This is a genomic window from Paraglaciecola sp. L3A3 (assembly GCF_009796765.1).
In the GTDB taxonomy this organism is placed as follows: Bacteria; Pseudomonadota; Gammaproteobacteria; order Enterobacterales; family Alteromonadaceae; genus Paraglaciecola.
Genome location: NZ_CP047023.1, coordinates 5110741 through 5134639 on the forward strand (window position 1 = coordinate 5110741; position 23899 = coordinate 5134639).

At 41.0% G+C, this 23899-nt stretch carries 17 protein-coding genes and 1 pseudogene; 13 read left to right on the plus strand and 5 right to left on the minus strand.

Going from position 1 to position 23899, the window contains the following annotated elements; genetic code table 11:
* Window positions 1-33 precede the first annotated feature (33 nt).
* Genes GQR87_RS21335 through GQR87_RS21350 form a run of 4 tightly spaced genes read left to right on the plus strand, consistent with a single transcriptional unit; the run spans window position 34 to window position 4987 of the window.
* Complete coding sequence (locus GQR87_RS21335; RefSeq protein ID WP_158972687.1) at window positions 34-1401, plus strand: nucleobase:cation symporter-2 family protein; 1368 nt, start codon at window positions 34-36, stop codon at window positions 1399-1401.
* On the plus strand, window positions 1398-2771 hold the full coding sequence (locus tag GQR87_RS21340; protein WP_158972688.1) for an amidohydrolase family protein: 1374 nt from the start codon (window positions 1398-1400) through the stop codon (window positions 2769-2771). Before GQR87_RS21335 ends, GQR87_RS21340 begins: the two co-directional genes overlap by 4 nt.
* 32 nt (window positions 2772-2803) lie before the next feature.
* Window positions 2804-4009 (plus strand): MFS transporter TsgA, encoded by a 1206-nt coding sequence (tsgA, locus tag GQR87_RS21345; RefSeq protein WP_158972689.1) that lies wholly within the window; start codon window positions 2804-2806, stop codon window positions 4007-4009.
* A 15-nt stretch (window positions 4010-4024) separates the two neighbouring features.
* On the plus strand, window positions 4025-4987 hold the full coding sequence (locus GQR87_RS21350; RefSeq protein WP_158972690.1) for a nucleoside hydrolase: 963 nt from the start codon (window positions 4025-4027) through the stop codon (window positions 4985-4987).
* A 143-nt stretch (window positions 4988-5130) separates the two neighbouring features.
* Here GQR87_RS21350 and GQR87_RS22500 read toward each other — a convergent pair.
* Window positions 5131-5572 (minus strand): annotated as a pseudogene (locus GQR87_RS22500) (2OG-Fe(II) oxygenase); the annotation flags it as partial.
* Window positions 5573-5683: 111 nt separating this feature from the next.
* The gene (locus tag GQR87_RS21360) at window positions 5684-7591 is read right to left on the minus strand and encodes a sigma 54-interacting transcriptional regulator (RefSeq protein WP_158972691.1); all 1908 of its coding nucleotides are present in this window, start codon (window positions 7589-7591) and stop codon (window positions 5684-5686) included.
* A gap of 427 nt (window positions 7592-8018) precedes the next feature.
* Here GQR87_RS21360 and GQR87_RS21365 point away from each other — a divergent pair, with 427 nt between their 5' ends.
* From GQR87_RS21365 to GQR87_RS21395, 7 genes are all read left to right on the plus strand, one after another.
* Window positions 8019-8501, plus strand: a complete 483-nt coding sequence (locus tag GQR87_RS21365) for an MSMEG_0572/Sll0783 family nitrogen starvation response protein (RefSeq protein ID WP_158972692.1) — start codon at window positions 8019-8021, stop codon at window positions 8499-8501.
* Between the two features lie 81 nt (window positions 8502-8582).
* A complete protein-coding gene (locus GQR87_RS21370; RefSeq protein WP_158972693.1) occupies window positions 8583-9584 on the plus strand; it encodes a Nit6803 family nitrilase in 1002 nt (333 codons plus the stop codon).
* Between the two features lie 2 nt (window positions 9585-9586).
* The gene (locus tag GQR87_RS21375; protein ID WP_158972694.1) at window positions 9587-10675 is read left to right on the plus strand and encodes an MSMEG_0568 family radical SAM protein; all 1089 of its coding nucleotides are present in this window, start codon (window positions 9587-9589) and stop codon (window positions 10673-10675) included.
* 24 nt (window positions 10676-10699) lie between these two features.
* On the plus strand, window positions 10700-11248 hold the full coding sequence (locus GQR87_RS21380; protein WP_158972695.1) for an MSMEG_0567/Sll0786 family nitrogen starvation N-acetyltransferase: 549 nt from the start codon (window positions 10700-10702) through the stop codon (window positions 11246-11248).
* A complete protein-coding gene (locus GQR87_RS21385) occupies window positions 11245-12348 on the plus strand; it encodes a sll0787 family AIR synthase-like protein (protein ID WP_158972696.1) in 1104 nt (367 codons plus the stop codon). The genes GQR87_RS21380 and GQR87_RS21385 overlap by 4 nt, the downstream gene beginning before the upstream one ends.
* The gene (locus GQR87_RS21390; protein WP_158972697.1) at window positions 12336-12626 is read left to right on the plus strand and encodes an MSMEG_0570 family nitrogen starvation response protein; all 291 of its coding nucleotides are present in this window, start codon (window positions 12336-12338) and stop codon (window positions 12624-12626) included. The genes GQR87_RS21385 and GQR87_RS21390 overlap by 13 nt, the downstream gene beginning before the upstream one ends.
* Before the next feature lie 11 nt (window positions 12627-12637).
* Entirely contained in the window at window positions 12638-13933 is a 1296-nt protein-coding gene (locus GQR87_RS21395; protein WP_158972698.1) for an MSMEG_0569 family flavin-dependent oxidoreductase, read from the plus strand.
* A 380-nt stretch (window positions 13934-14313) separates the two neighbouring features.
* Here GQR87_RS21395 and ilvA read toward each other — a convergent pair whose 3' ends face one another.
* Both ilvA and ilvD read right to left on the minus strand, forming a co-directional pair.
* Window positions 14314-15867, minus strand: a complete 1554-nt coding sequence (ilvA, locus tag GQR87_RS21400; protein WP_158972699.1) for a threonine ammonia-lyase, biosynthetic — start codon at window positions 15865-15867, stop codon at window positions 14314-14316.
* Complete coding sequence (gene ilvD / locus GQR87_RS21405) at window positions 15868-17715, minus strand: dihydroxy-acid dehydratase (RefSeq protein ID WP_158972700.1); 1848 nt, start codon at window positions 17713-17715, stop codon at window positions 15868-15870.
* 399 nt (window positions 17716-18114) lie between these two features.
* Between ilvD and GQR87_RS21410 the strand changes: the two genes are divergently transcribed.
* Window positions 18115-18744 carry a trimeric intracellular cation channel family protein gene (locus GQR87_RS21410; protein ID WP_158972701.1) on the plus strand — a complete coding sequence of 210 codons (630 nt, stop codon included), beginning with the start codon at window positions 18115-18117 and terminating at the stop codon, window positions 18742-18744.
* Between the two features lie 152 nt (window positions 18745-18896).
* A complete protein-coding gene (locus GQR87_RS21415; protein ID WP_158972702.1) occupies window positions 18897-20411 on the plus strand; it encodes a YifB family Mg chelatase-like AAA ATPase in 1515 nt (504 codons plus the stop codon).
* A 528-nt stretch (window positions 20412-20939) separates the two neighbouring features.
* Here the strand turns inward: GQR87_RS21415 and GQR87_RS21420 are convergent.
* Window positions 20940-23744 carry a TonB-dependent receptor gene (locus GQR87_RS21420; RefSeq protein ID WP_158972703.1) on the minus strand — a complete coding sequence of 935 codons (2805 nt, stop codon included), beginning with the start codon at window positions 23742-23744 and terminating at the stop codon, window positions 20940-20942.
* Window positions 23745-23899 lie beyond the last annotated feature (155 nt).

A 23899-nucleotide genomic window follows, 5' to 3' on the forward strand; every position in this document is an offset into this window, starting at 1 on the left:
TAGTCTTATTGCCTAGCTTATAAAGTGAATTTTATGTCTGATGTTGACGTAACAACAAAAAGCATGGGCATTCATCCTGTTGACCAACGTTTGCCTCTTGCGCCTACCATGTTACTTGGCTTGCAACATGTTTTAGTGATGTACTCAGCCTGTATTATTGTGCCCTTAATCTTGGGGGCTGCTCTTAACCTACCTAAAGAAACCTTGTCGTTAATTATTAACGCCGATTTATTTGCCGCAGGTTTAGCCACCTTAGTGCAATGTTTTGGTAATCGGTACTTTGGTATTCGTTTGCCTATAATGATGGGCGTCACTTTTACCTCTATCGCCCCTATGATTGCTATCGGCATGAACCCAGAACTTGGCCTGCCGGGTATTTACGGTGCGATCATAGTTTCGGGCATTTTGGGTATTCTATTTGCACCACTTATGGGCAGGTTACTTAGGTTTTTTCCACCTGTAGTGACAGGCTCAGTGTTATTAGTGATTGGCATTAGTCTAATGAAAGTCGCCATTGAATGGTCGGCTGGTGGCAGTGCTACTTTAGCGGATGGTTCACCAAATCCCGATTTTGGTAAACCTATTTACTTATTGGTTAGTTTACTCCAGCTCAGCTTAATCCTACTTATCAACCGTTTTGCCAAAGGCTTTTTAAGTAATGTATCTGTACTGATTGCCATGCTCGCCGGCTTTGTTGCCGCCTGGTTATTAGGAGACGTATCTGTTGATGGCATTCAGCAAGAGTCTTGGTTTGCGGTAATCAAACCTTTAAGTCTGGGCATGCCTACCTTTGACTTTTTTGCGATATGTTCCATGTCATTAGTGATGTTAGTGACTATGGTTGAGTCAACGGGTATGTTTTTGGCACTAGGTAAACTGGTCGACAAAGAAGTCGATCAAAAACAACTAGTGAGGGGCTTACGTTCAGACGGACTGGGCACCTTATTAGGCGGCTTGTTTAATGCATTCCCTTATACATCCTTTTCGCAAAATATTGGTTTGGTCACTATCAGCGGGGTGAAAAGTCGTTATGTCGCCGCCGCCGGAGCCTTTATTTTAATTGCCCTTGGTTGTTTTCCTAAGATGGCATTTATTATCGCCTCGATTCCTCAATACGCATTAGGTGCAGCCGCTATGGTGATGTTTGGCACAGTAGCATTAATGGGGGTACGTATTTTAAGTGATGTAGATTTTACTCATTCTCGCTCAAATTTATTGGTGGTATCTGCCAGTTTAGGAATTGGTCTGATCCCCATGATAGCCCCCACTTATTTTCAACACTTACCACAGTGGAGCCATATCTTTACTGACAGTGGCATCATCTTAAGTGTTTGCACCGCCATTTTACTTAATGCCATTTTTAATAACGCCCCTGAACAAACAAAGGTTCATCAATCATGACAGCAACCCTTTATCAAGCAGATTATATTGTCACTATGGACAGTAATAACACCATCATCAAAGAGGGGGCTGTGTTAGTTGAGCATGGCAAAATACAACAAATAGGCAAAGCCAGTGAGTTACTTGCTGAGCATGCCCATCTGCCAGTCAAAACCTTGGTAAAAAGTATCCTCATGCCTGGACTTATCAATACTCACTGCCACTCAGGTATGTTACGTGGCACAGCCGAAGGCCTACCTGTGTGGGATTGGTTACAGCAATATATTGATCCAATGCATCGAGTATTAACCCCAGAAGACGCCAGTTTGTCTTCATGGTTATGTTATGCAGAAGCCCTGCTGTCTGGCACCACTTGTATTGTTGATATGTGGCGTCATATGGAAGGCAGCGCTGAAGCGGCCAAGCAACTCGGCATTAGAGCTTGTTTAGTACCTTACGTAGCTGAACACCCAGAGCACAATTATTTTGAAACCCTAGACAGTAATGAAGCCTTAATTAATAGCTGGCATCAACAAGCCGATGGCCGAATTCAAGTATGGGTGGGCCTTGAACACTTATTTTATGCAGTACCTAAAGCCTTAACTCGCATTGGCGATTTATGCCGTGATTATCAAGTGGGTTTTCATACCCATAGCAACGAAAGCCGTTTCGATGTTGAACAAACCCTAGAGCGATATCAAATCAGGCCAATCCAAGCCTTAGAAAAATTTGGTTTACTGAATGCACCTAAAACCCTATTAGCCCACTGTGTATGGGCCGACAACAGTGAAATAGCCCTAATGGCCCAGCGCAATATTGGGGTTGCCCATAATCCCATTAGCAATATGAAATTAGCCTCTGGGGCAGCGCCCATAGTCAAGATGTTAAAAGCAGGTGTGGCAGTTGGTTTAGGTACAGATGGCGAAAAAGAAAACAATAATTTAGATATGTTTGAAGAAATGAAAGTCTCATCTTTATTAGCTAAATTTTCCAGTTTAGATGCCGCCGCTCTTGACGCTTGGGATATATGCCGCATGGCAACAATAGGTGGTGCACAAGCCCTAGGTTTAGAGCAAATAACTGGCTCATTAGAAGTAGGAAAATCAGCTGACATGATTGCCATTCGCCATGATACACCCCGTATGACACCCATGATTGATCAAGGGCCGCTGATGAACATTCATTATAATTTGGTGCACGCCGTACAGGGCCAAGATGTCGATATGACTATGGTGGCCGGTAAGATTTTAGTCGAAAAGGGCAAGTTACTCGAGCACGATATGCAAAACTTAATCGACCAAGTAAATCTCGCGGCTCCCGCTTTATTTGCACGGCGCCAGCAATGGTTGGAACAGTCAAAGGGTGGAGTCAACGCACTCTATCAACCTTAAGCGGTGAGTTAACACAATGGGAATAGACCAGAATGAATAAAGTATTTTTAACCATAGTCGCATTTATGACTTATATGGTGATGTCGGGACTGATGACCCAAATAGGTGTGTTGATATCGCCTATGGCAACTTATCTTGATATCCCTGTTACCACTGCGGCATCTATGTTTTCACTACTTACGGGCGGGACTTTTGCTGGCACTTTCGTCGCTATGTGGGTTTATAGCCGTTTTCCTATTAAGCACATTTTTCAATGTAATTACCTAACATTTTTACTGTTACTAATTTTTCTCGTAATGCTAGATATCCGAGTGCAATGGGTGGTGTCGGTTTATCTATTTACCCTTGGAATATGTTGTGGAGTAGGGCTAGCTGGGGGGGCAGTATTAATTGCAAAATTGTATGACGAGCAAAAACGGGCTTCGGCTTTTTTAGCCACAGATTGCTCATTTAGTTTAGCGGGATTTATGTTTCCATCACTGGCAATTGCATTATTAGCGGCCAATCACCAGTGGACTATCGGTTATGGTGCAGTAGGGGGATTAGCCCTATTAATATTGTTAGCAACTTTTACTTTAGCCTTTCCAGAAAACCGCGAAGTGGCAAAACCTAAAGAGTTAGCAGGAATCGCAAGTGCAAGCACGACTAAAATATGGACACCCCGAGTCTTCATTATTGCCTTAGCTTTATGTTGTTACCTGACAACCCAAACCACCTTTCTAACTTGGGCACCTAACTACTTGCAACAAGCGTTAGATTTAGATGCCAGTCAAGCTGCAGCAGCCGTAGGTAACTATTGGGGACCTTCAGTATTCGGCCTATTAACAGTGACATTATTAGTGATGAAAATACCCACTAGGCCTTTACTAGTGACAGTCATCATTATCGCCGTCATTCTGTCTATTTTGCTGTACACCTCCCAAGATCCACAATGGTTCTTAACAGTGACTCTGGCATTAGGCTTTATGACGTCTTGTATCTTCAAACTAGGGATTTCAGTAGGCTCGCAACAAATCCAAAATGCACCACCCATTTTAGTCACCTTTTTACTTTGTTCTGCGACTGTCGGTAGCACCATAGCTCCAGCGTTATCTGCTTTAGTAGTATCAATATTTGGTGTAAGTAGCGCCATGTTAATGACCGTTATTGGTTTTGTATTAGTCGGTTTGTTAGTGGCCACCTGTTTGCTGCTAGAAAAAAGAGCAAGCACAATATCCCTAACAAAAGCAGAAATTTAAATAAGGCAATTCAGCATGAAAAAGAAAGTAATTTTTGATACCGATCCGGGCATAGATGATGCGATGGCCATACTGTTTGCCCAAGCTAGCGGCAAAATAGACTTGCTAGGTATCACCACAGTGTTTGGCAATGCCACTATCGAAAATGCCACCCGTAACGCTTTGTACTTAAAACATAAGTTTGTTATTTCTGCAGCCGTTTGTACTGGGGCGAGCGATCCTTTAGTGGTACCTGCTGGCGAACCCACTACCTTTGTACATGGGCAGAATGGGTTAGGAGATATTGACCTTCCTGATAACCTACCCATAGTAGCCGATCCACGGAGTGCTTGTGACTTTATCATCGACACTGTGCGTGCTCATCCTAACGAAATTACCCTTGTGGCAGTAGGACGTTTAACCAATTTAGCCCTAGCCATACAAAAAGCGCCAGATATTGCTGCCTTAGTAAAAGAAGTCGTGGTGATGGGCGGGGCCTTTGGACATAACGGCCACACCGGAAATGTTAGCCCCTATGCCGAAGCTAATATTATTGGCGACCCCCATGCTGCAGATATAGTCTTCACTCAAGAGTGGCCAGTGACAGTAGTTGGCTTAGATGTTACTCAACAAAGCATCATGACCAATACTTATATCCAAGAGTTGCGTGAACAGTCAGCGAATTACGGTGAGTTCATTTATCAAATTAGCCGTTTTTATAGTGATTTTCACAAACAAAGCGCAGGTTTAGATGGCTTTTATGTACATGACTCATCAGCGGTGGCCTATGTACTAGCGCCCGAATTATTTACAGTACAACAAGGGCCAATAAGAGTGATATGTGCAGGGCCAGCGATTGGCATGACATTATGTAAAACCGCCGAAAAAGCCTTTCCTGTAGACGACTGGCAAGAGAAACCTAAGCAACAAGTTTGTATTGATGTAGATAACCAAGGCTTATTGGATTTATATTTTAAAACCCTAGTAAAACCAAATTAAAGCTAGCTTAGCGCATGCGTGCTTATGTTGTATTAAGTTTGTCACCTACTTCTATCATGCTAAAAGGCAAAAATTCATATTTAACTGAAGTAGACACTCTTTAGCGGTCATGGGCGTCAATCGCTATAGGCTCAAAACCTTATGGCAGCATGAACAAGATCGCCACGGTGGAGCATTGCACAGCCTAGCGTAAAACCTAAACCGACAACTTTGCCGTAAATAGAATCGATAAACTGCTCATCGGGTAAGTTTAAATTAACATTCAAAGTCACTGCAGATGCATCGGTATGTGGACGGATTGAGGTATCTAAAAGATCACGATAAAAAGCCTGAAAGCTCGGTGTAACTATGTAACCTTCTGAACACTTATCTAAAATAGCGCCACGACGATTTAACACTATACCATAGGGTGGGTTTGTGTATTCCTAGCCTCTTTCCAAATAGCAACGCAAGTCGACCAACCGTTCAGGATCAAAGAATTCACTCTTTCCATGCTTGGCTGAGTAATTAATCATTGTCGTTCCAAAACTGCTGTACCGACGGAGTACGATTAATCATAGCTTCTCGTGAAGGTTGAAGTGGCATGGTTAATATAAATTCAATGTTAAGAAACGGAACTTTGTGGAAAACCTCAAAGAATACAAATTAACAATTTACTTGTAGTGATTTTATTTAGAAATATCTTTAAATAAAATATTACCTTGAAAGACCCAACCGTTTGATCCTCGAAGTTAATGTAGTGGGTTTCATACCCAATAACTTTGCAGCGCCATTGTCACCAAATATTTTCCAATGGCATTGCTCTAATGCCGCGAGCATATTTTTCTCGACTATTTTTTGCATTTTTTCATCTGAAATGATTGATAAAGGCATGATACTTTCTTGTCCTGCAGGTTCAGCCATAGTTTCAGAGTGGTTAGGTAAATCTAGCTGAACCACGCCATTTACCGCTGTAATGACGGCCCTTTCCATTACATTTTGCAATTCGCGAATATTACCCGGCCAGGCATACTGCTCTATTTGCTTTAAAGTCGATTTTTTTAGTTTAAGAGGGGCGATACCATTTTTTTGAGATTCTCTATTTAAAAAATGTACCGCCAACAAAGCAATATCACCAGCCCGTTCACGTAATGCTGGAGAATGAATTGGGAAAACATTTAAGCGGAAATATAAATCTTCTCTAAAGCTATTATTTAGCGATTCTTGTTTTAAATCTCTATTCGTTGCCGCTATTATCCGCACATCAACTGTTCGCGTTTTCTCTTCACCTACTCGTTCGAATTGACCTTCTTGAATGACTCTTAGTAATTTACTTTGCAAATTTAACGGGATTTCACCCACTTCATCTAAAAATATAGTACCCCCATCAGCCAATTCAAAACGACCAATTCGGTCTCGTATAGCCCCAGTATAAGCACCTTTGATATGGCCAAAAAATTCACTTTCGAATAATTCGTGAGGAATAGCCGCACAATTCACGCGTATTAGAGATTTATCTTTGCGGTTACTGGCTTCATGTATCGCCATGGCAACCAACTCTTTACCCGTGCCCGATTCCCCGGTAACTAATACATTGGCCTCGGTTTTAGCGACCAAGTCTATCTGCTGCATAATATGTTTAATGGCAGTACTTTCGCCCACTATGCCATGAAAATTCTTTTCGATTAAAAAGTCTTGCTGTAAATAGGCATTTTCATCTTCGAGACGCGCTTTGAGTTCGTTTAACTCAGTTAATGTATCGTTTAAATGTTGCTCTGTTTTCAAACGATCACTGATATCTCTAAACACTACTACCGCACCAATAATTTTGCCGTCGGATATAATTGGCGTACTGGTAAACTCAACTGGAAAAGGCGGGCCATCGTGTTTCCAAAATAATTCTTGCTTACCTTCATAGATAACGCCATCTCGCACAGCGGCATAAATTGGACAATCTTCTACAGGATAATGCGTGCCGTCATCTCGAGTATGATGGTGAATATAATGAACATTTTGCCCAAGCACTTCTTCATTGGTTCGTCCCAGCAATTTTTTAGCGGCAGGGTTCATAAAAGTACACAAGCCTTCGGTATCAACACAATAAAGGCCATCTCCAACCGAAGATAACATCAAAGCATTATCGAACTTATGCTGATGGTATAAATTCTCTAAGTGTTTAAGCTCCAATAAACTAGTGCTAGAAATACGATTTATTTCTTTAGTTTCATATTTTTGTTTTTCAACGTCACTGTCTTTTAAGCTTAAAATGACTAATTCTCGTTGATTAATAACGGTTCTGGCTGCTTGTAATTCAACCGCAATATAACTGCCATCAGCATTTTTACAGCGGATTTTTGAACTCGATCCTTTGCCGTAAATTAGCACTTCTTCTGTAAAAACAATCAACTCACCTAAATCTTTATGATGAATATCAGAAATAGGCATCATTAATATTTTTTGCCGCGGATAACCTAATAAAGAAGAAGCCGCGACATTACAATCAATGTATTTGTTTTCTATTGGGTCTAACAGCATCAACGCTTCTGGGCAATGTTCAAACGCTGCATTTCGCATCCAATATACCAACTTGTTCCAGTCATCAGTTGTATCTAATTGATGTTCCATAACCCTATCTGCGCCTATTGTGTTCTATGTAATTTATCGAATGAAATGAATCATAACGTTTTGCAGATTATTATCCTACTCAATATCGTAGAAAACTCAACTTACTTCATAGCTATTACAGAGCCTATTAAATATAGATTTATAATTCCAAAAACTAGAAAAAATTTATTCCCCAACAAAATATCAATGTGATTTATTTGCCCTGAAAAAAAACAACTCAAATACGTATTTTAATACGCAATTTCGTAATTAATACTATATTGAGTAACTTATGTTTTTATCTTAAAAACAAGAAAAACACCTTAGCCATTGAATTATAAAGAAATAATATTTTATTTCACTGTTGGCACAGTTGTAGCAATAGGTAAATCAGTGAACTAACAATTTTGTTATCACGATAGACAAAATAACCCTAGAGGAATGAAACATGCCAAAAGTTGAACTAGAACAGCATAAAACTGGAGATTTTCTTGTTGATTACGAAGAAAAAGTATTTGAAGACGTACAAGCAGAGCCAGGTGCTAAAGCGTTAATCACATTTCATACCGTTGCATTTGAAGGATCGATTGGTTTGGTCAACTTATTACAAGCTAAACGCTTACAACGTAAAGGCTTTGAAACAAAAATTTTATTATACGGCCCAGGCGTGCTGTTAGGTGTACAACGTGGATTCCCAAAATTAGGGTCTGAAGCGTTCCCAGGTAATTTGGCATACAACACTCAAATTCAACAATTTATGGATGAAGGTGGTGAGGTTTACGCATGTCGTTTTGCGCTACAAGCATTGTACGGGCAAACAGAAAAAGCATTGATGGAAGGTATTCGTCCAATTAACCCTTTAGACGTAATGGACTTACAACTGCTAATGGCAAAAGAAAACGCATTTGTGGTTCACACCTGGACTAGCTAAACCTATCTAACCTGAATTCAGGTTATCTAGATTTAGATCACTGCAAATCGTTCGATAAAATAAGTTAATAAGGCACAACCAATGACAAAAATAATGGCAGCTGCAGTTCAGTGCAGCCCGGTACTTTACTCTTGCGCAGGTACTGTAAACAAAATATGTGACTGGATCGAAAAACTGGGTAAGGACGGCGTTGAATTTGTTGTTTTTGCAGAAACACTAGTGCCTTATTATCCTTATTTTTCGTTTGTTCAAGCCCCTTATCAAATGGGCAAGCAGCACCTTTTGTTAATGCAAGAAAGTGTGCAAGTTCCGTCAATTTATACCCAGCAAATTTCTGATGCAGCTAAAGCGGCAAATATGGTGGTATCAGTGGGAATTAACGAGCTTGATAACAAAACCCTATACAACGCCCAACTGCTATTTGATGCCGATGGCACTCTTGTACAACATAGGCGAAAAATCACGCCTACCTATCATGAACGTATGGTTTGGGGACAAGGTGATGGCTCAGGTTTAGCAGCCGTGGACACAAAAGTAGGCCGAGTAGGTTCGCTTGCTTGTTGGGAACATTACAACCCATTAGCACGTTATGCGTTAATGGCTGACCATGAACAAATTCATGTCAGTATGTTTCCTGGCTCGCTGGTAGGCGAAATATTTGCCGAACAAATTGAAGTAACCATTCGCCACCACGCTTTAGAAAGCGGCTGTTTTGTGGTGAATGCCACCAGTTGGTTAAGCCCCGAACAACAACAACAGATAATTGATGACACAGGTTGCCCTATAGAAGCCATTAGTGGCGGTAGCTTTACCGCAATTGTTTCTCCAGAAGGTCGTTTATTAGGCGAAACATTACGCAGTGATTCGGGTGAAGGCGCCTGTGTAGCCGAGTTAGATTTAAGTTTAATCAGTAAACGTAAACGCATGATGGATTCAGTTGGCCACTACAGTCGCCCAGAATTATTAAGTCTGCTCATAAACAAAACACCTACTGCACACACCCATGATATGAATACATTTTCGAGTATGCCCAGTGCAGAAAATCAAACAAACATCGCCAATACACTTTCAGAAGAGAGCTAATCATGGGGCTGAATAAACAACAACTAACTGACATTCAAACCTTAGGTATACGCTGGTTTGATATGGACGAATACGACTTAAATCGAAAAGGCGGGGCGGGTCCAACTGATCACAAAGCCTTTAACTTTTCAAATCAAACCACTATGGTGCCGATTTTTAACGAACAAGTTAAACAGTCAAACTATTCAGCGACCTATAGCGATAACAAAGAACAGGTTTTAATTTACCAAAACGACGAATTAGTCGACAAGGCCACCATACCTAGCCAACCCAACTTTTATAAATTATCTACCGCTGACGGTATTCCTTATTCAAAAATAGCCACCTTACATAGTAAAAATGTACTGGCCACAACTGTATTTCAAAAATGTGTACGGTATGGCAATAGAGACACATCTTGTCAGTTTTGTGCCATTGAAGAGTCCTTAAAAAATGGTACGACCATAGCCCACAAAAAGCCTGAGCAACTGGCTGAAGTCGTCAAAGCCGCAGTTGAGCTCGATGGTATTAGCCAAATGATCATGACAACCGGTACGCCAAACTTAAAAGACCGCGGAGCCAAAATGTTGCTAGACAGTGCCAAAGCCGTTAAGGCTGTGGTAGATATTCCACTACAAGTGCAATGTGAACCCCCCGAAGAAGACTTTTGGTTTCAGGCCTTAAAAGATGTAGGGGTAGATGCAATTGGTATGCACTTAGAAGCGGTCAGTCAGCGAGTGCGCGAAGCAATCATGCCTGGTAAAGCCAGCGTACCTATGTCTCGTTATATCTCTGCTTATAAAGCAGCCGTTAAGGTATTTGGACGGGGAAACGTCAGTACTTACATACTCGCTGGACTAGGCGATACAGAAGAAGAAATTTTATCAGTCAGTGAAATGTTGATCGATTTAGGGGTTTACCCTTTTGTTGTGCCATTTACCCCAGTCGCTGGTACACCACTTGAAAACTATCCGATGCCAGATCCGAATATGTTAAAGCGTATTTTTTCGACTTTAGGCCCGTTACTAAAAGAAAAAATGATGACATCTGACTCTTTAAAAGCAGGCTGCGCTAAATGCGGAGCTTGCTCATCAATGAAAAGTTACGAATAGAAAGTTACGAATAGGAGCAACACCATGGCCAAAGCTAAATTTGCCGTACTTAACGATATATTTCCAAGTTTTCGATCGCAACATATTCAAGTAAAAGTAGCGATGTCTCAATGGGAAAAACAAGAGTACTTTCAGCTACGTAGTAAAACATTTACCCAAGAACAAACAATCTTGGCGGGCAAAGAAAAAGACATTCAAGATTTCCAAGCCATTCCTATTATTGCCGTCGCGGCTAATTGGTCTATCGGTGAAGAAATTGCAGGCGCAGTGCGTATTTATAAAGCCCCAGACCAAGGTGATAACAACAATATTTGGTATGGCGGCCGACTTTGCGTGGCTCGCAGTTATCGCGGATACCAAAGTATTGGTAAAGCTCTAATTAACGAAGCGGTATCTCGCGCCAAAGACTTAGGCTGTAAAACCTTTTTGGCGACAGTACAACCGCAAAACGAAACCTACTTTAAATCAGTACATTGGAAAACCTTGGGTCACATAGACGTTGCCGGAAAACCTCATGTGCATATGCAAGCGAATTTAGACAAGTACCCATTTATGCCAAGGGATCCACAATGAATCATTGCCAAGCGACTTATAACGCCGAACTAGCATTTCAACAAGAGCTTGAATCCTTGTGCGACAACTTAAGGCAGCTACCTGAAATCGAGGCCAAAAGGTCGATAAAAATAGCCGCAGCCCATGCTTATGACAAAACCAATCAAGCAAGTCAACTTGATTCAAACGCAGACTCAGTAAGTAATGAGAATGCGCTGGCAAACCTTGAAGAGCTGTATGGCCTACCCGGCGATGATTGTGCCGCGTTTAGCACCGGCGATGGTTATCAGCTATTAGCAATGGAAGGCATGTTACCTAATTTTGTGCAACAAGATCCCAGAGCAGCAGGTTGGTCATCTGTTATGGCCAATGTCAGCGATATTGCAGCGATGGGCGGCAGACCCACAGCTATTGCCAATGCCTTTTGGCATAACGACACGACACAAAGTGAAGAATTAATCTTTCATATAAAACGTGCATGCAAAGCTTTTGGGGTGAAATTTTCTGGCGGGCATAGCAGTATCAATCCATCCATGCAGCCTAATTTAGCTGTGGCTATAACTGGCTATGCCAAAAAATTACTGTCGTGTTACCACATAAAACCAGAACACAAACTTTTTATGCTAACCGACCTGACTGGCAGTTGGCATGGCGATTTACCCTACTGGGGATGTGTACAAGGTAAAACCAACGAACAGCTACAAACACAGTGGCGCATACCAGCCGACTTAGCCGAAAAAGATCTCGCAGTGGCAGCTAAAGATATTAGTAACGGGGGTATTTTGGGTACATTAATTATGATGATCGAACTTACCAAGTGTGGCGTCACTATCAATTTAGAGGACATTCCTGCCCCAGACAAGCAGCAAAATATTCGCTGGCTCAGAGCCTTTCAAAGTTTTGGTTTTTTACTTGCTGTGCCTGCAAATAAGGTATCTGAACTTAATCAGTATTTTTCCGACAGCCACCTCACTTGCGCTGAAGTCGGCACGTTTAACAACAGTGGAAAAATCAATATTCAAACCCCAAACGCTACAGCTGAATTTTGGGATATCAAACAAGAACAACTGACTAATATGGGTAATGCCCCATCTTTAAGGAGCAACTTATGCCAGCAGTAAACTTCACAGTTAATTGGCCCGATGGCGAAATCGTTGAGTATTACTCGCCATCAACCATCATTCATAACTTTTTAGAAAAAGGCATTGAATACGATCTTGATATATTTAAGCAAGAGGTCGACAAAGCCCTCACTGCTGCATCTGAACGGGTTAAAGCCAGTTTTGGTTTTTATTGTTCAGCGGCAAGTGGTGAACAATCAAAAATTCAGAACAAATACACTCAACTCATAAACACTCACAAAGACGGTAAAGTTTCTGTTACCTCTTTCAAGCAATAAGGAGTAACACCATGACACTTTCAACCGCACATTCCGTTTCACCTAACTCTACACATTACACTGTTATTGTTGTGGGTTCAGGGCAAGCAGGTATGTCTATGAGCTATCACTTAAAGCAAGAAAACGTTTCTCACTTAGTGATTGAAAAAAACAATGAAATTGCTTACAACTGGAAAAACGAACGTTGGGATGAATTTTGTTTAGTCACACCTAATTGGCAATGCCAACTGCCCGGTCACCACTATCAAGGTGATGATCCAGATGGCTTTATGGTTAAAGAGCAAATAGTTGACTATTTACAGTCTTATTTCGATTCATTTAAACCACCTGTTGTGTTTAATAGCGTGGTTAGCTCTATTACCAAAGTTGACGGGCTTTTTCATGTAGAAACTGACAACAAGGGTGTTAAAAATCATTATACCGCTGAACAAGTGGTACTTGCTTCTGGCAGTTATCATCAAGCATTTTTTCTACCCGCAGCCAAAAACATGCCAGCCAAGATAAAGCATGTTCATTCACGTGATTATAAAAATGCCGCGTCATTACCCGAAGGTGACGTGATGGTAGTGGGCACAGGTCAAAGCGGCGCACAAATAGCCGAAGATCTTCATTTGCAAGGGCGAAAGGTACACCTATGCGTGGGCAGTGCTCCACGAGTCAATAGACGTTACCGCGGCAAAGATGTTGTGCAGTGGCTTGAAGATATGAACTACTACAACACAACTATCGACAAACACCCTGACGGTGCGAATGCCCCTCATTCAACTAATCATTATGTAACCGGAAGAGATGGTGGCAGAGATTTGAATTTGCGTATTTTTGCTGAACAAGGCATGCAACTTTATGGACAACTGGGTCCTGTTCAAAATGGCGTAGCCACCTTTGTAGATGATCTAGCGAAACATTTAGATGCAGCTGATGATTCAGCTAAACGTATTACTGACAAAATTGAAGAGTATATTCAGCTTAATCATATTGAAGCACCCGCTGATGATAATGTGCACTCAAACTACCTACCCGACTCACCTGCAGTACTTGATATGAATACCAGTAATATCAGCACTGTCATTTGGGCCACTGGTTTTAGAATGAACTTCAACTGGGTTAAATTACCAGCTTTTGATGAGCGAGGCTTACCTTTGGAAAAACGTGGGGTTAGTCCTGTCGATGGCTTATATTTCTTGGGCTTAAATTGGATGAATACATGGGGATCGGGCCGGTTTTTCCATGTAGGCCGAGATGCTGAATTTCTAAAGGAGCAAATTTTGCAGAATCAAAAAATTCAAGAAGAGTTACTATCTGCATAAACTCATTTCACTCTTAGATAATTGAAAGGCTTCAAACTTAGTCATCTACACTACCTATGGTTCATACTATTTAAAAATAATATGAACCATAGCAACTGGTCACTTCGATCTAAGAAATTGCACTTATTATGTTAATCTAAGATTGTTATTTTTGAGTCTTATTAAAAGTAACGAGTGCCGCAAGTATACCTTATAAACCCCGTATGCGACCGCCAAGAATAGAGAAAGGTAAAATAACGCAGAAAGCAGTTACCGAGATAGCTGTGAACCAAGTGAATGGTCTTGCAAGCTAAGCACATACCATGTCGCGAAGCGATGCACTATTTGCGCAGAACATTCCCCATAAACGCAGCGCATAAGTGGCGCTGCACATAGGTCATCTACTCTGCAAACACGCCATTCAAATCAGATAAGAAAAACTTGTAGGCTGGGTTATTGGTTTGTTCTTGGTATTGATAACCCAATTTAGCCAAGTGCTGATCAAACTCAGCTCGTTGCTCGTCAGCAATATCAAAACCAGCTAAAACTAACCCTTCGGCAGCACCGTGATTACGGTAGTGGAATAGGGTGATGTTCCAAGTTTCGCCAAGGGTATTTAAGAACTTCATTAACGCACCTGGGTGTTCTGGAAATTCAAAAGAAAATAGCTTTTCGGTCAACAAACTAGGGGGGCGACCGCCTACCATATAACGCACATGTAACTTAGCCATTTCATTATCAGACAAATCAAAGCACTGATAGCCTTGTTGATTTAGCTTGTCACTTAGCTCTACGTATTCTTTTTTGCCTTCACGTAATTTAATGCCAACAAAAATGTGCGCTTCACGATCTGTTGAATATCGATAATTAAACTCGGTAATAGCACGACCGCCTAATACATCACAAAATGCTTTAAATGCTCCTTTACGCTCTGGAATTTTCACAGCTAGAACGGCTTCTTTTTGCTCACCTAATTCACAACGTTCCGACACATACCTAAGGGTATGAAAGTTGATATTGGCACCACATAAAATACCGCCAAACTTTTTGCCTGTCATTGGATGCGTTTTTAAGTATTTACGAATACCGGCTACAGACAAAGCACCGGCAGGCTCAGCAATTACCCGGGTATCATCAAAAATATCTTTGATTGCAGCACAAATTTCGTCAGTGCTAACTGTGATCACTTCATCGACATATTGCTGGCATAAACGAAAGGGTTCTTCGCCGATAATTTTCACGGCTACACCGTCAGCAAAAATTCCCACATGATTCAAAGGTACAGGTTTGCCTGCTTGCATAGCCGCTTGTAAACAAGCTGACTCTTCAGACTCAACGGCAATAATTTTTAAATCAGGCTTAAGCTGTTTTAAAAATACCGCGATACCCGAAATTAAGCCGCCGCCGCCCACTGCGATGAATAAGGTATCGAGATCAGGGTTTTGTTCTAGTAGTTCACGGCCAATTGTACCTTGACCAGCAATGACATCAGGGTCATCAAAGGGCGCAACCATGGTATAACCAAATTCTTGCGACAGGCGTAAAGCTTCATCTTTGGCTTGGTCAAAACTGGTGCCGTGTAAAACTACCTTGGCATATTCGCCGCCCAGCTCACGAACCGCTTCAACTTTAATGTCGGGTGCGGTTTCAGGCATGACGATAGTCGCCATAATTTTTTTACGTTTTGCAGAATAAGCCACACCTTGGGCATGATTGCCAGCAGAAGACGCCACTACGCCCGCTTTTAACTGCTCATCGGTTAATTGACTGAGTTTGTTATAGGCGCCACGTAATTTAAAAGACTTAACAGGTTGTTGGTCTTCACGCTTCAGCCAAATCTCATTACCTAAAGAAGCAGACAGCTTATCTAATTTTTGCAAATCAGAGTTCACCGCCACATCATAAACGGGCGACAATAAAATACGCTTTAAATAATCATTGGCTGAAAGTGTCATTTAATCTTCCAACATAGAGGCGTCACGTACTGCGCCTTTATCTGCACTAGTAGCCAATAAAGCATAAGCTTTAAGGGCTAAGGAAACTTTACGCACGCGAGTTGCAGGTTTCCAAGGTCTAGCACTGTTATTCATATCGTCACGTCTAGTTTGTAAATCAGCGTCACTAATATCAATGCCAATCTTACGATTTGGGATATCGATTAAGATAGTGTCACCTTCTTCAACTAAACCAATACCACCTTGGCTAGCCGCTTCTGGCGCACAGTGACCAATAGACAAACCTGAAGTTCCACCTGAGAATCGACCATCAGTGATTAATGCACATTCTTTGCCTAAACCTTTAGCTTTTAAGTAGGTGGTTGGGTATAACATTTCTTGCATACCAGGACCGCCTTTAGGGCCTTCGTAACGAATAATCACTACATCACCTGCAACGATTTTATCAGACAAAATAGCTTCACAAGCTGTGTCTTGGCTTTCAAAAATACGCGCACGGCCAGTAAACTTGTGAATAGATTCATCTACGCCAGCCGTTTTAACAATACAGCCATTTTCAGCAATATTGCCAAATAAGACAGCTAAGCCACCTTCTTCGCTAAATGAATTGGCACGGTTACGGATACAACCATTCTCACGGTCGGTATCAGCAGTTGGCCAGCGACAATTTTGGCTAAAAGCTTTGGTAGTACGAATACCAGCAGGGCCAGCTTTATAAAACTCAAGTGCTTTTTCGTTAGCTGGATTAGTAATATCCCACTCACCTATCACTTCACCTAGCGTTTTACCTAATACGTGGGGAGTATCAGGGTGTAACAATCCAGCACGGTTTAATTCAGCTAAAATCCCTAATACACCACCAGCACGATGCACATCTTCCATATGGTATTGTGGAGTGGATGGAGCAACTTTACACAAATGTGGCACCTTACGAGACAGCCTATCTATATCTTCTAAGGTAAAGGGCACTTCACCTTCAACGGCTGCGGCCAATAAATGAAGAATCGTATTAGTTGACCCGCCCATGGCGATATCCAAGGTCATAGCATTTTCGAAAGCTTTAAAGTTCGCAATGTTACGCGGCAAAACAGACTCGTCGTCTTCTTCGTAATAACGACGACATAGCTCAACAATTTGTGAACCTGCTTGTTTAAATAAACCTTCACGGTCGGCGTGAGTCGCCAACATAGAACCATTACCAGGCAAAGATAAACCAAGGGCTTCGGTTAAGCAGTTCATTGAGTTTGCCGTAAACATACCAGAACATGAACCACAAGTAGGACACGCCGAACGTTCAACTTGCTCACTGTCTGCGTCAGTTACATTATCATCAACACCAGCAACCATAGCGTCAACCAAATCTAGTTTGATGATTTGGTCTGAAAGCTTGGTTTTTCCGGCTTCCATTGGTCCACCAGAAACAAAAATAACTGGCACATTTAAGCGCATCGACGCCATTAACATGCCTGGAGTTATTTTGTCGCAGTTTGAGATACACACGATTGCGTCTGCACAGTGAGCATTAACCATATATTCCACTGCATCAGCAATGATTTCACGTGAAGGTAAGCTGTATAACATACCGCTATGGCCCATAGCGATTCCGTCGTCTACAGCAATAGTGTTAAATTCTTTGGCTACACCGCCAGCTTCTTCAATGCTACGGGCTACCAATTGGCCCATATCTTTTAAATGTACGTGGCCCGGCACAAACTGGGTAAATGAGTTAGAGACGGCTATGATCGGCTTATGGAAATCGCCGTCTTTCATACCTGTGGCGCGCCATAAAGCTCTGGCACCCGCCATATTACGCCCTTGTGTTGTGGTAGCTGATCTTAACTTTGGCATTGTTTTTTACTCTTCAATTTGGTGGTTTCTGTAACGGTATAACCAACCATTACCATTTAAAACGGTTAACTATATATAATGAATCATACAGGAATTCATAGGATCTAAGAATTCGAGATTGTTATACAATATGTAAACTTTGCTAATTTTTCTTTTATAAACGAAAAACCCCCGAACTAAGTACAGGGGGTTTTAGTCATTTGATTGAAAATCAAAGCTAAATCCACAGTATAATAATCAACACTATGGTTTGATAAATATTAATCAGCTTTAGAAAAGAATTGAGTATCTATATCATTAAGCTTGTTAGAATTATCTAGATCAGTATTGGTAACATGAAGAGAATATGCTGATCAAGACTTATTATTTTTAACTCACAAAAGATGTTTGAAGGCGCATATGTTTACTTGGTTACATTGGATTGATCTAGCGGGTGTTGCAGTATTTGCTATCGCCGGCACATTAATGGCGTACAAAAAACATATGGATGGTTTTGGCGTTGTGGTGCTGGCAGCTGTTACCGCTGTAGGCGGTGGCACATTTAGAGATATGATTTTAGATTTGCCCGTGTTTTGGGTACAAGATCCTAGTTTTTTCTATGTCATTATTATTGCCGCTTTCGTCACCATAATTTGGTTACGTACTCGCAATACTTTTCCCATCAAATATTTACTGTTTGCCGATGCAGTTGGCATCGCATTTTTTAATGTAATGGGTTGCCACAAAGCCTTAACTTATGGTGCATCGCCCCTTATAGCCATTGTGTTAGGCACTATGACTGGCGTGTTTGGAGGCTTAATTCGCGATGTGATATGTCGTGAAATTCCTTTAGTTTTAAGAGGTGAACTATACGCTACAACCTGTATTTTAGGTGGTATAGCATATATGTTATCTATTTACTTTGAGTTGAATACCCAAATATGTATGATCGCCGGATTTGTTGTCACCTTAACCGTTCGTTTAAGTGCCATGAAATGGAATTGGAACCTGCCAGTCTTTAACCCTCATGATCCGGTAAAAGACGAATAGAGCAAGGCTATCGCTCTTTGGAGTATGTTTTTACCGTAAGTTGTAGGGTATTGATACAATAGAAATTCCACAATAATCAAAAGCCCCCTAGCAAAATAAAAACTTTTAACTAGATTTAAAAGTATCCAGTTCAATGCAGATGGAGTTGCAGTTTGTCATTAGCCATTGTTTATTCTCGTGCCAGTGTAGGCATAGATGCTCCACTGATTACAGTCGAAGTCCACTTAGCCAATGGCCTGCCATGTTTTAATTTAGTGGGTTTACCAGAAGCTTCGGTACGGGAAGCCAAAGACAGAGTGCGCAGCGCCTTAATCAATTCAGGTTTTGAGTTCCCCGCAAAAAGAATCACAGTCAATTTAGCGCCGGCAGATTTGCCCAAAGAAGGGGGACGTTTTGACTTAGCCATAGCGATAGGTATTATTGCCGCGACTTTACAACTACCAAAAGAACAATTAAATAATATTGAGCTGGCTGGCGAGTTAGCTTTATCCGGTGAAATTCGCCCAGTTAAAGGGGCTTTGCCTTTCACCTATGCCTGTACCCAAGCCAAACGTACAGCCATATTACCTTTTGAAAATGCCGCCGAAGCCTCACTTATTAAGCAAGCACAAATAGTCCCAGCGACCCAATTATTAGAAGTGTTTAACCATATCAGTGGCCAACAAAGTTTACCTTTTTACCAAATTAAAACCTTAGCTACACTTGCCGAGTATGAAAATGACTTACAAGATGTAGTTGGCCAAGTTGCAGGTAAACGTGCTTTAGAAATAGCCGCAGCCGGAGGCCATAATTTACTTTTTACTGGGCCTCCAGGTACTGGCAAAACCATGTTAGCCAGCCGACTCATTACTATTTTACCTCCCATGACAGACGAAGAAGCCCTTGCCACAGCAGCGGTACATTCTATTGTGGGCAAAGCTGTCGACCCAGCCACATGGAAACACAGAGCATTTCGTCACCCTCACCACACAAGTTCAGCAGTCGCATTAGTAGGTGGAGGCAGTATTCCCAGACCAGGAGAGATCAGTCTAGCCCACAATGGTGTATTATTCTTGGACGAGCTTCCTGAATTCGATAAAAAAGTATTAGACGTTTTGCGAGAACCTTTAGAGTCAGGCACTGTGAGTATTTCCAGAGCCGCTCGCCAAGCCCAATTTCCCGCTCAGTTTCAATTAGTTGCCGCCATGAACCCAAGCCCAACGGGTAGTTTAAACGATGGCAGATGTTCTTCAGAACAAATATTACGATACTTAAACCGTATTTCAGGTCCTTTTTTAGACCGCATCGATCTACAAGTCGACGTACCTAAATTAGCCAACAATGAATTTTCAGAACAAGTAAAAAACCGTGGCGAAACCAGCCAAGTAGTGCGAAAAAGAGTAATCAAAGCATACCAATTACAATTAACTCGATGTGGTAAAACCAACGCCCAATTAGGCAGTAAAGAAGTACAAAAATATTGTGAATTAACTCAACAAGATCAACAGTTTTTACAACAGGCAGTAGAAAGCCTAGGTTTATCCTTACGCACTTATCACAGAGTACTCAAAGTCGCTCGCACCATAGCAGATTTAGCAAACCAAAGTAATATACAAAGACAACACTTAGGCGAAGCCCTTAACTATCGAGCGTTCGACAGAATGTTAGCGCAGTTAACCAATAATTGACGTTAACTATGTGCTGCGTGCACAAGGCATGGCTGCGCTACCGAGAAGAATACGAATAAAGCAGGGACAATTTAAATATGTTAATCGAAATTAATAGCCCCATTTTTAAATGTATAGAAGACAAAAACATATTTTTGTCTCGTTTAAGGGAATTGCCCAACTTTAGTAAATTACATGTCAACGAGGTTAAATACTATTTAACCTTAACTGGTTCCAAAGCAAAAATGCCCATCACCGAACTTCAAGAAATATGTAATATCTGGGGAACAAGCTTTATCACAACTTCTGAATAGCTTGGTGGTAATTTGTTAGGCTCTAATCAAGACAACCTCACTTGGCCCAGATTAACCTGGAATAAAGTAAGAAAAACAGTATCTAGGGAATAGAATAATTACGAGAACATCAAGGTAAGTTGAGAAGAAAACAAGAACACATAATAAGGTAAAGTGTATTTGAATGGGCTGTTGATTACGATAATAAATAATGATACTCCATATAAATGGAGTATCACTTAGTTAACTTTTTGAATTAAAACTTATAAGCAGCTGTAACTGCAAAGCTACGTCCTGCGGCAAATGCGTCAAGATAGGTAGTTTCAAAACCTATATAATCACGACGAATACTGTCAGTAAGGTTTGAACCATTGAGACTCAAGGTTAAGTCTTTGGTTGCATGCCATGCTACATTGATATTCAGACTTTCAGTTTCGCCAGTAAATCTAGCAGTTGTGGTTTGTGAACCTGTACCCGCTAAGCTTCTGAAAAAAGCATCTCGCCAGATATATGAAACTCGTGTAGTGATTACATCGTTTTCATAATAAGCCATTAGGTTAAGATTATTTTTAGAGGTACCAGGGAAACCAAATCCAGCGTTACCCACGTCTTTTTCAAACTTACTATCAACGTAGGTGTAATTAGCCGAAAAGCCAAAACCTTCTAGCTCTGGAATTAACTTATCCATAGGTTGGAAAATACCAATTTCGAAGCCTTCAACCGAACCGTCTGAAAAATTGATAGGTCGGGTAACATTAAACAAAATCAAAGGATCTTGCCCTTGTAAAGGTACTTCAGACTCCAGCGATCGGATAATAAAGTCTGACACATCCTTATAAAAAATACTGGCAACTAAAGCTCCATCATTTTCCATATATTTTTCTAGGGTGATATCAAAATTAAGCGATGTCATAGGATTTAAATCAGGATTACCATAGGTGGCGGTACCAATATCAGATGCGTCAGGATTAGTGTCATCAGGTAGGGTAATATTACCTATAGGAGACATATCTTGAAAGTCTGGACGTGATAAAGTTTTTGAAGCTGCAAGTCTCAGTTTTAATCCTTCATCTAACTCAAAATTCACATTAACACTGGGTAGGAATGTCCAGTAATCATTACCAACTTCAGTAAAGACACTGGTAGCACCAGCTACTTGAGTTAAAGCATTAGACGTATTCTCTGTATTAATGTACCGAGCGCCAATATTACCGGTTACAGGTAAGCCAGCAATTTCAGTATCTATATTAGCCTGAGCGTAAAAAGCTAAGACAGTTTCTTCTGAATCATAACTGTCTTGATCTCTAACCGCTTCTACACGGCCAGCAAGGTCAGGAATAATTGCAGTAACTTCATCAAAATCAGCCATTAACCAAGTTGAAGGATAGACACCTTCACCAGCGAAAAATACCTCTGGTGTTTGAGTACCATTAATTGTGGCATTAATAGCTGCGGTGGTTTCTGTGCCAAGATTAGCAGCAATAAACTGTGCTGCCGTCTGGCGACGCTCTACATCTAATGAGGTTTGATTGTAGCTAGCACCGAATTCAATCGTAGTAATGAACTCACCATCCAAATCATACTTGAAGTCTAATTTTAAGCCGGCATTATCGCCCGAAACATCAATATCACGAGAAGTAGCGGTAACATAACTAACATTTGTAGGATCACTGAAAGAGGAAACATTACTAACTGTAGGGTACTCTCCGCGCAGGTCAATTGAGTAAGTTGTTTCATCTAGATCATTTAGGTCAAAAATTGGAAATTGTAATAGCTGATTATATTCTAAGGTAGATAGAGAGCCATCTAACGATATTGTCCAATCATCTTTTTGCCACTTTAAATTTAAGCCAGTGATGAGATTGTCTGTGGTGTTGTCAAACTCCATTGTTTGAATGCGATTTCCAATAGAGCCAACTATATCTGCATCTGAAAAATCCGCATATTGCAGTATATTGTTTTCATCGATTTCTACAGAATCGGCAGCAAAAACAGTACCCGCCCAAATACCACCTTGGTTTATTTGCAAATTATTACGGTGCGAATGGTTAGCAAATTTAGAATAAGTAAAATCCCAAATTGCTGAAAATTCGTCGTTTATATACCACTGTGCCCCAGCTGAAAGGGAAGTTCGTTCTGCAGTGCTGCGAATAGGTCTATAGTTAGTGGAATTAGGTACCGTAACCCCCGTTACTTTAGTATCAGCTGATTCTCCATCGACAGAGCCATCTTGGTAACCTGGAATACCATTATTTTCTATTAAAACATCTCTTGTTGTATAATTTTGGAATACTTGATCTCTCGACGTTACGTCTTCAGACACCACGGCAGCAATGTAAAACCCAAAGTCTTCACTTTTATTTTTATGGGCATATAAACCGTTTACTGTGAAACCATTATCATCAAAACGATCATGGCTTGTGCCTTTAACAGAAACCATGCCTAAGTTATTTTTACCTCTGAGTTGCGGCATGTCTAATGGACGTAATGTTAATAAATCAACTTGTCCAGCTAATCCACTTTCAGGGCTAGCAGCCGTTTGGCCTTTAGCTACCCTCACACCACTTAAAATATTAGGTGGAAACACATTAAAGTTCATTTTACGTAGGGCTTTACCCTCGTTACCTGCAGAAAGAACAGTACGGCCATTAACTGTAGAATTTACAAACTCAGGTCCTAAACCTCGAATTGAGACTCTATCACCATCGGTTCCTGCATCGTCGCGTTCAATTTGAATGCCAGGTACCCGCTGTAACGCCCCCGCTATACTGTCGTCGGAAAATTGCCCAATATCTTCTGAAGTGATTGCTTCGATAACGGTTCCAGCATCACGCTTAAGTAATTTTGCTCTGTCTAAACTCGATCGTAGACCACGCACCTGAATGACTTCCGTACCATCCGCTTCTTCAGCGTCGACACTAGAGTCGCCTCCTTGCTGAGCCAATGCAGAGAAATGAGAAGAACCGATCAATAAAGACAATGCCGCCCCTTTCATGCTTCTCGCCACTAAAAGAGAAAGTTTTGTTTTAGAAAAGTTATTATTGTTTATGTGTTTAGTCATGTTGTGTGCCTCGTGGAAGTGCTTATTTAGCCAGAATTATTATTAACAATTCACAAACATAGTCACACAAACGTTTAACACCTACAATTTTATTTTATATATAATAAAACACCTATTCAACAAACTTAGGCTTATTCTATATATAGAACACACTT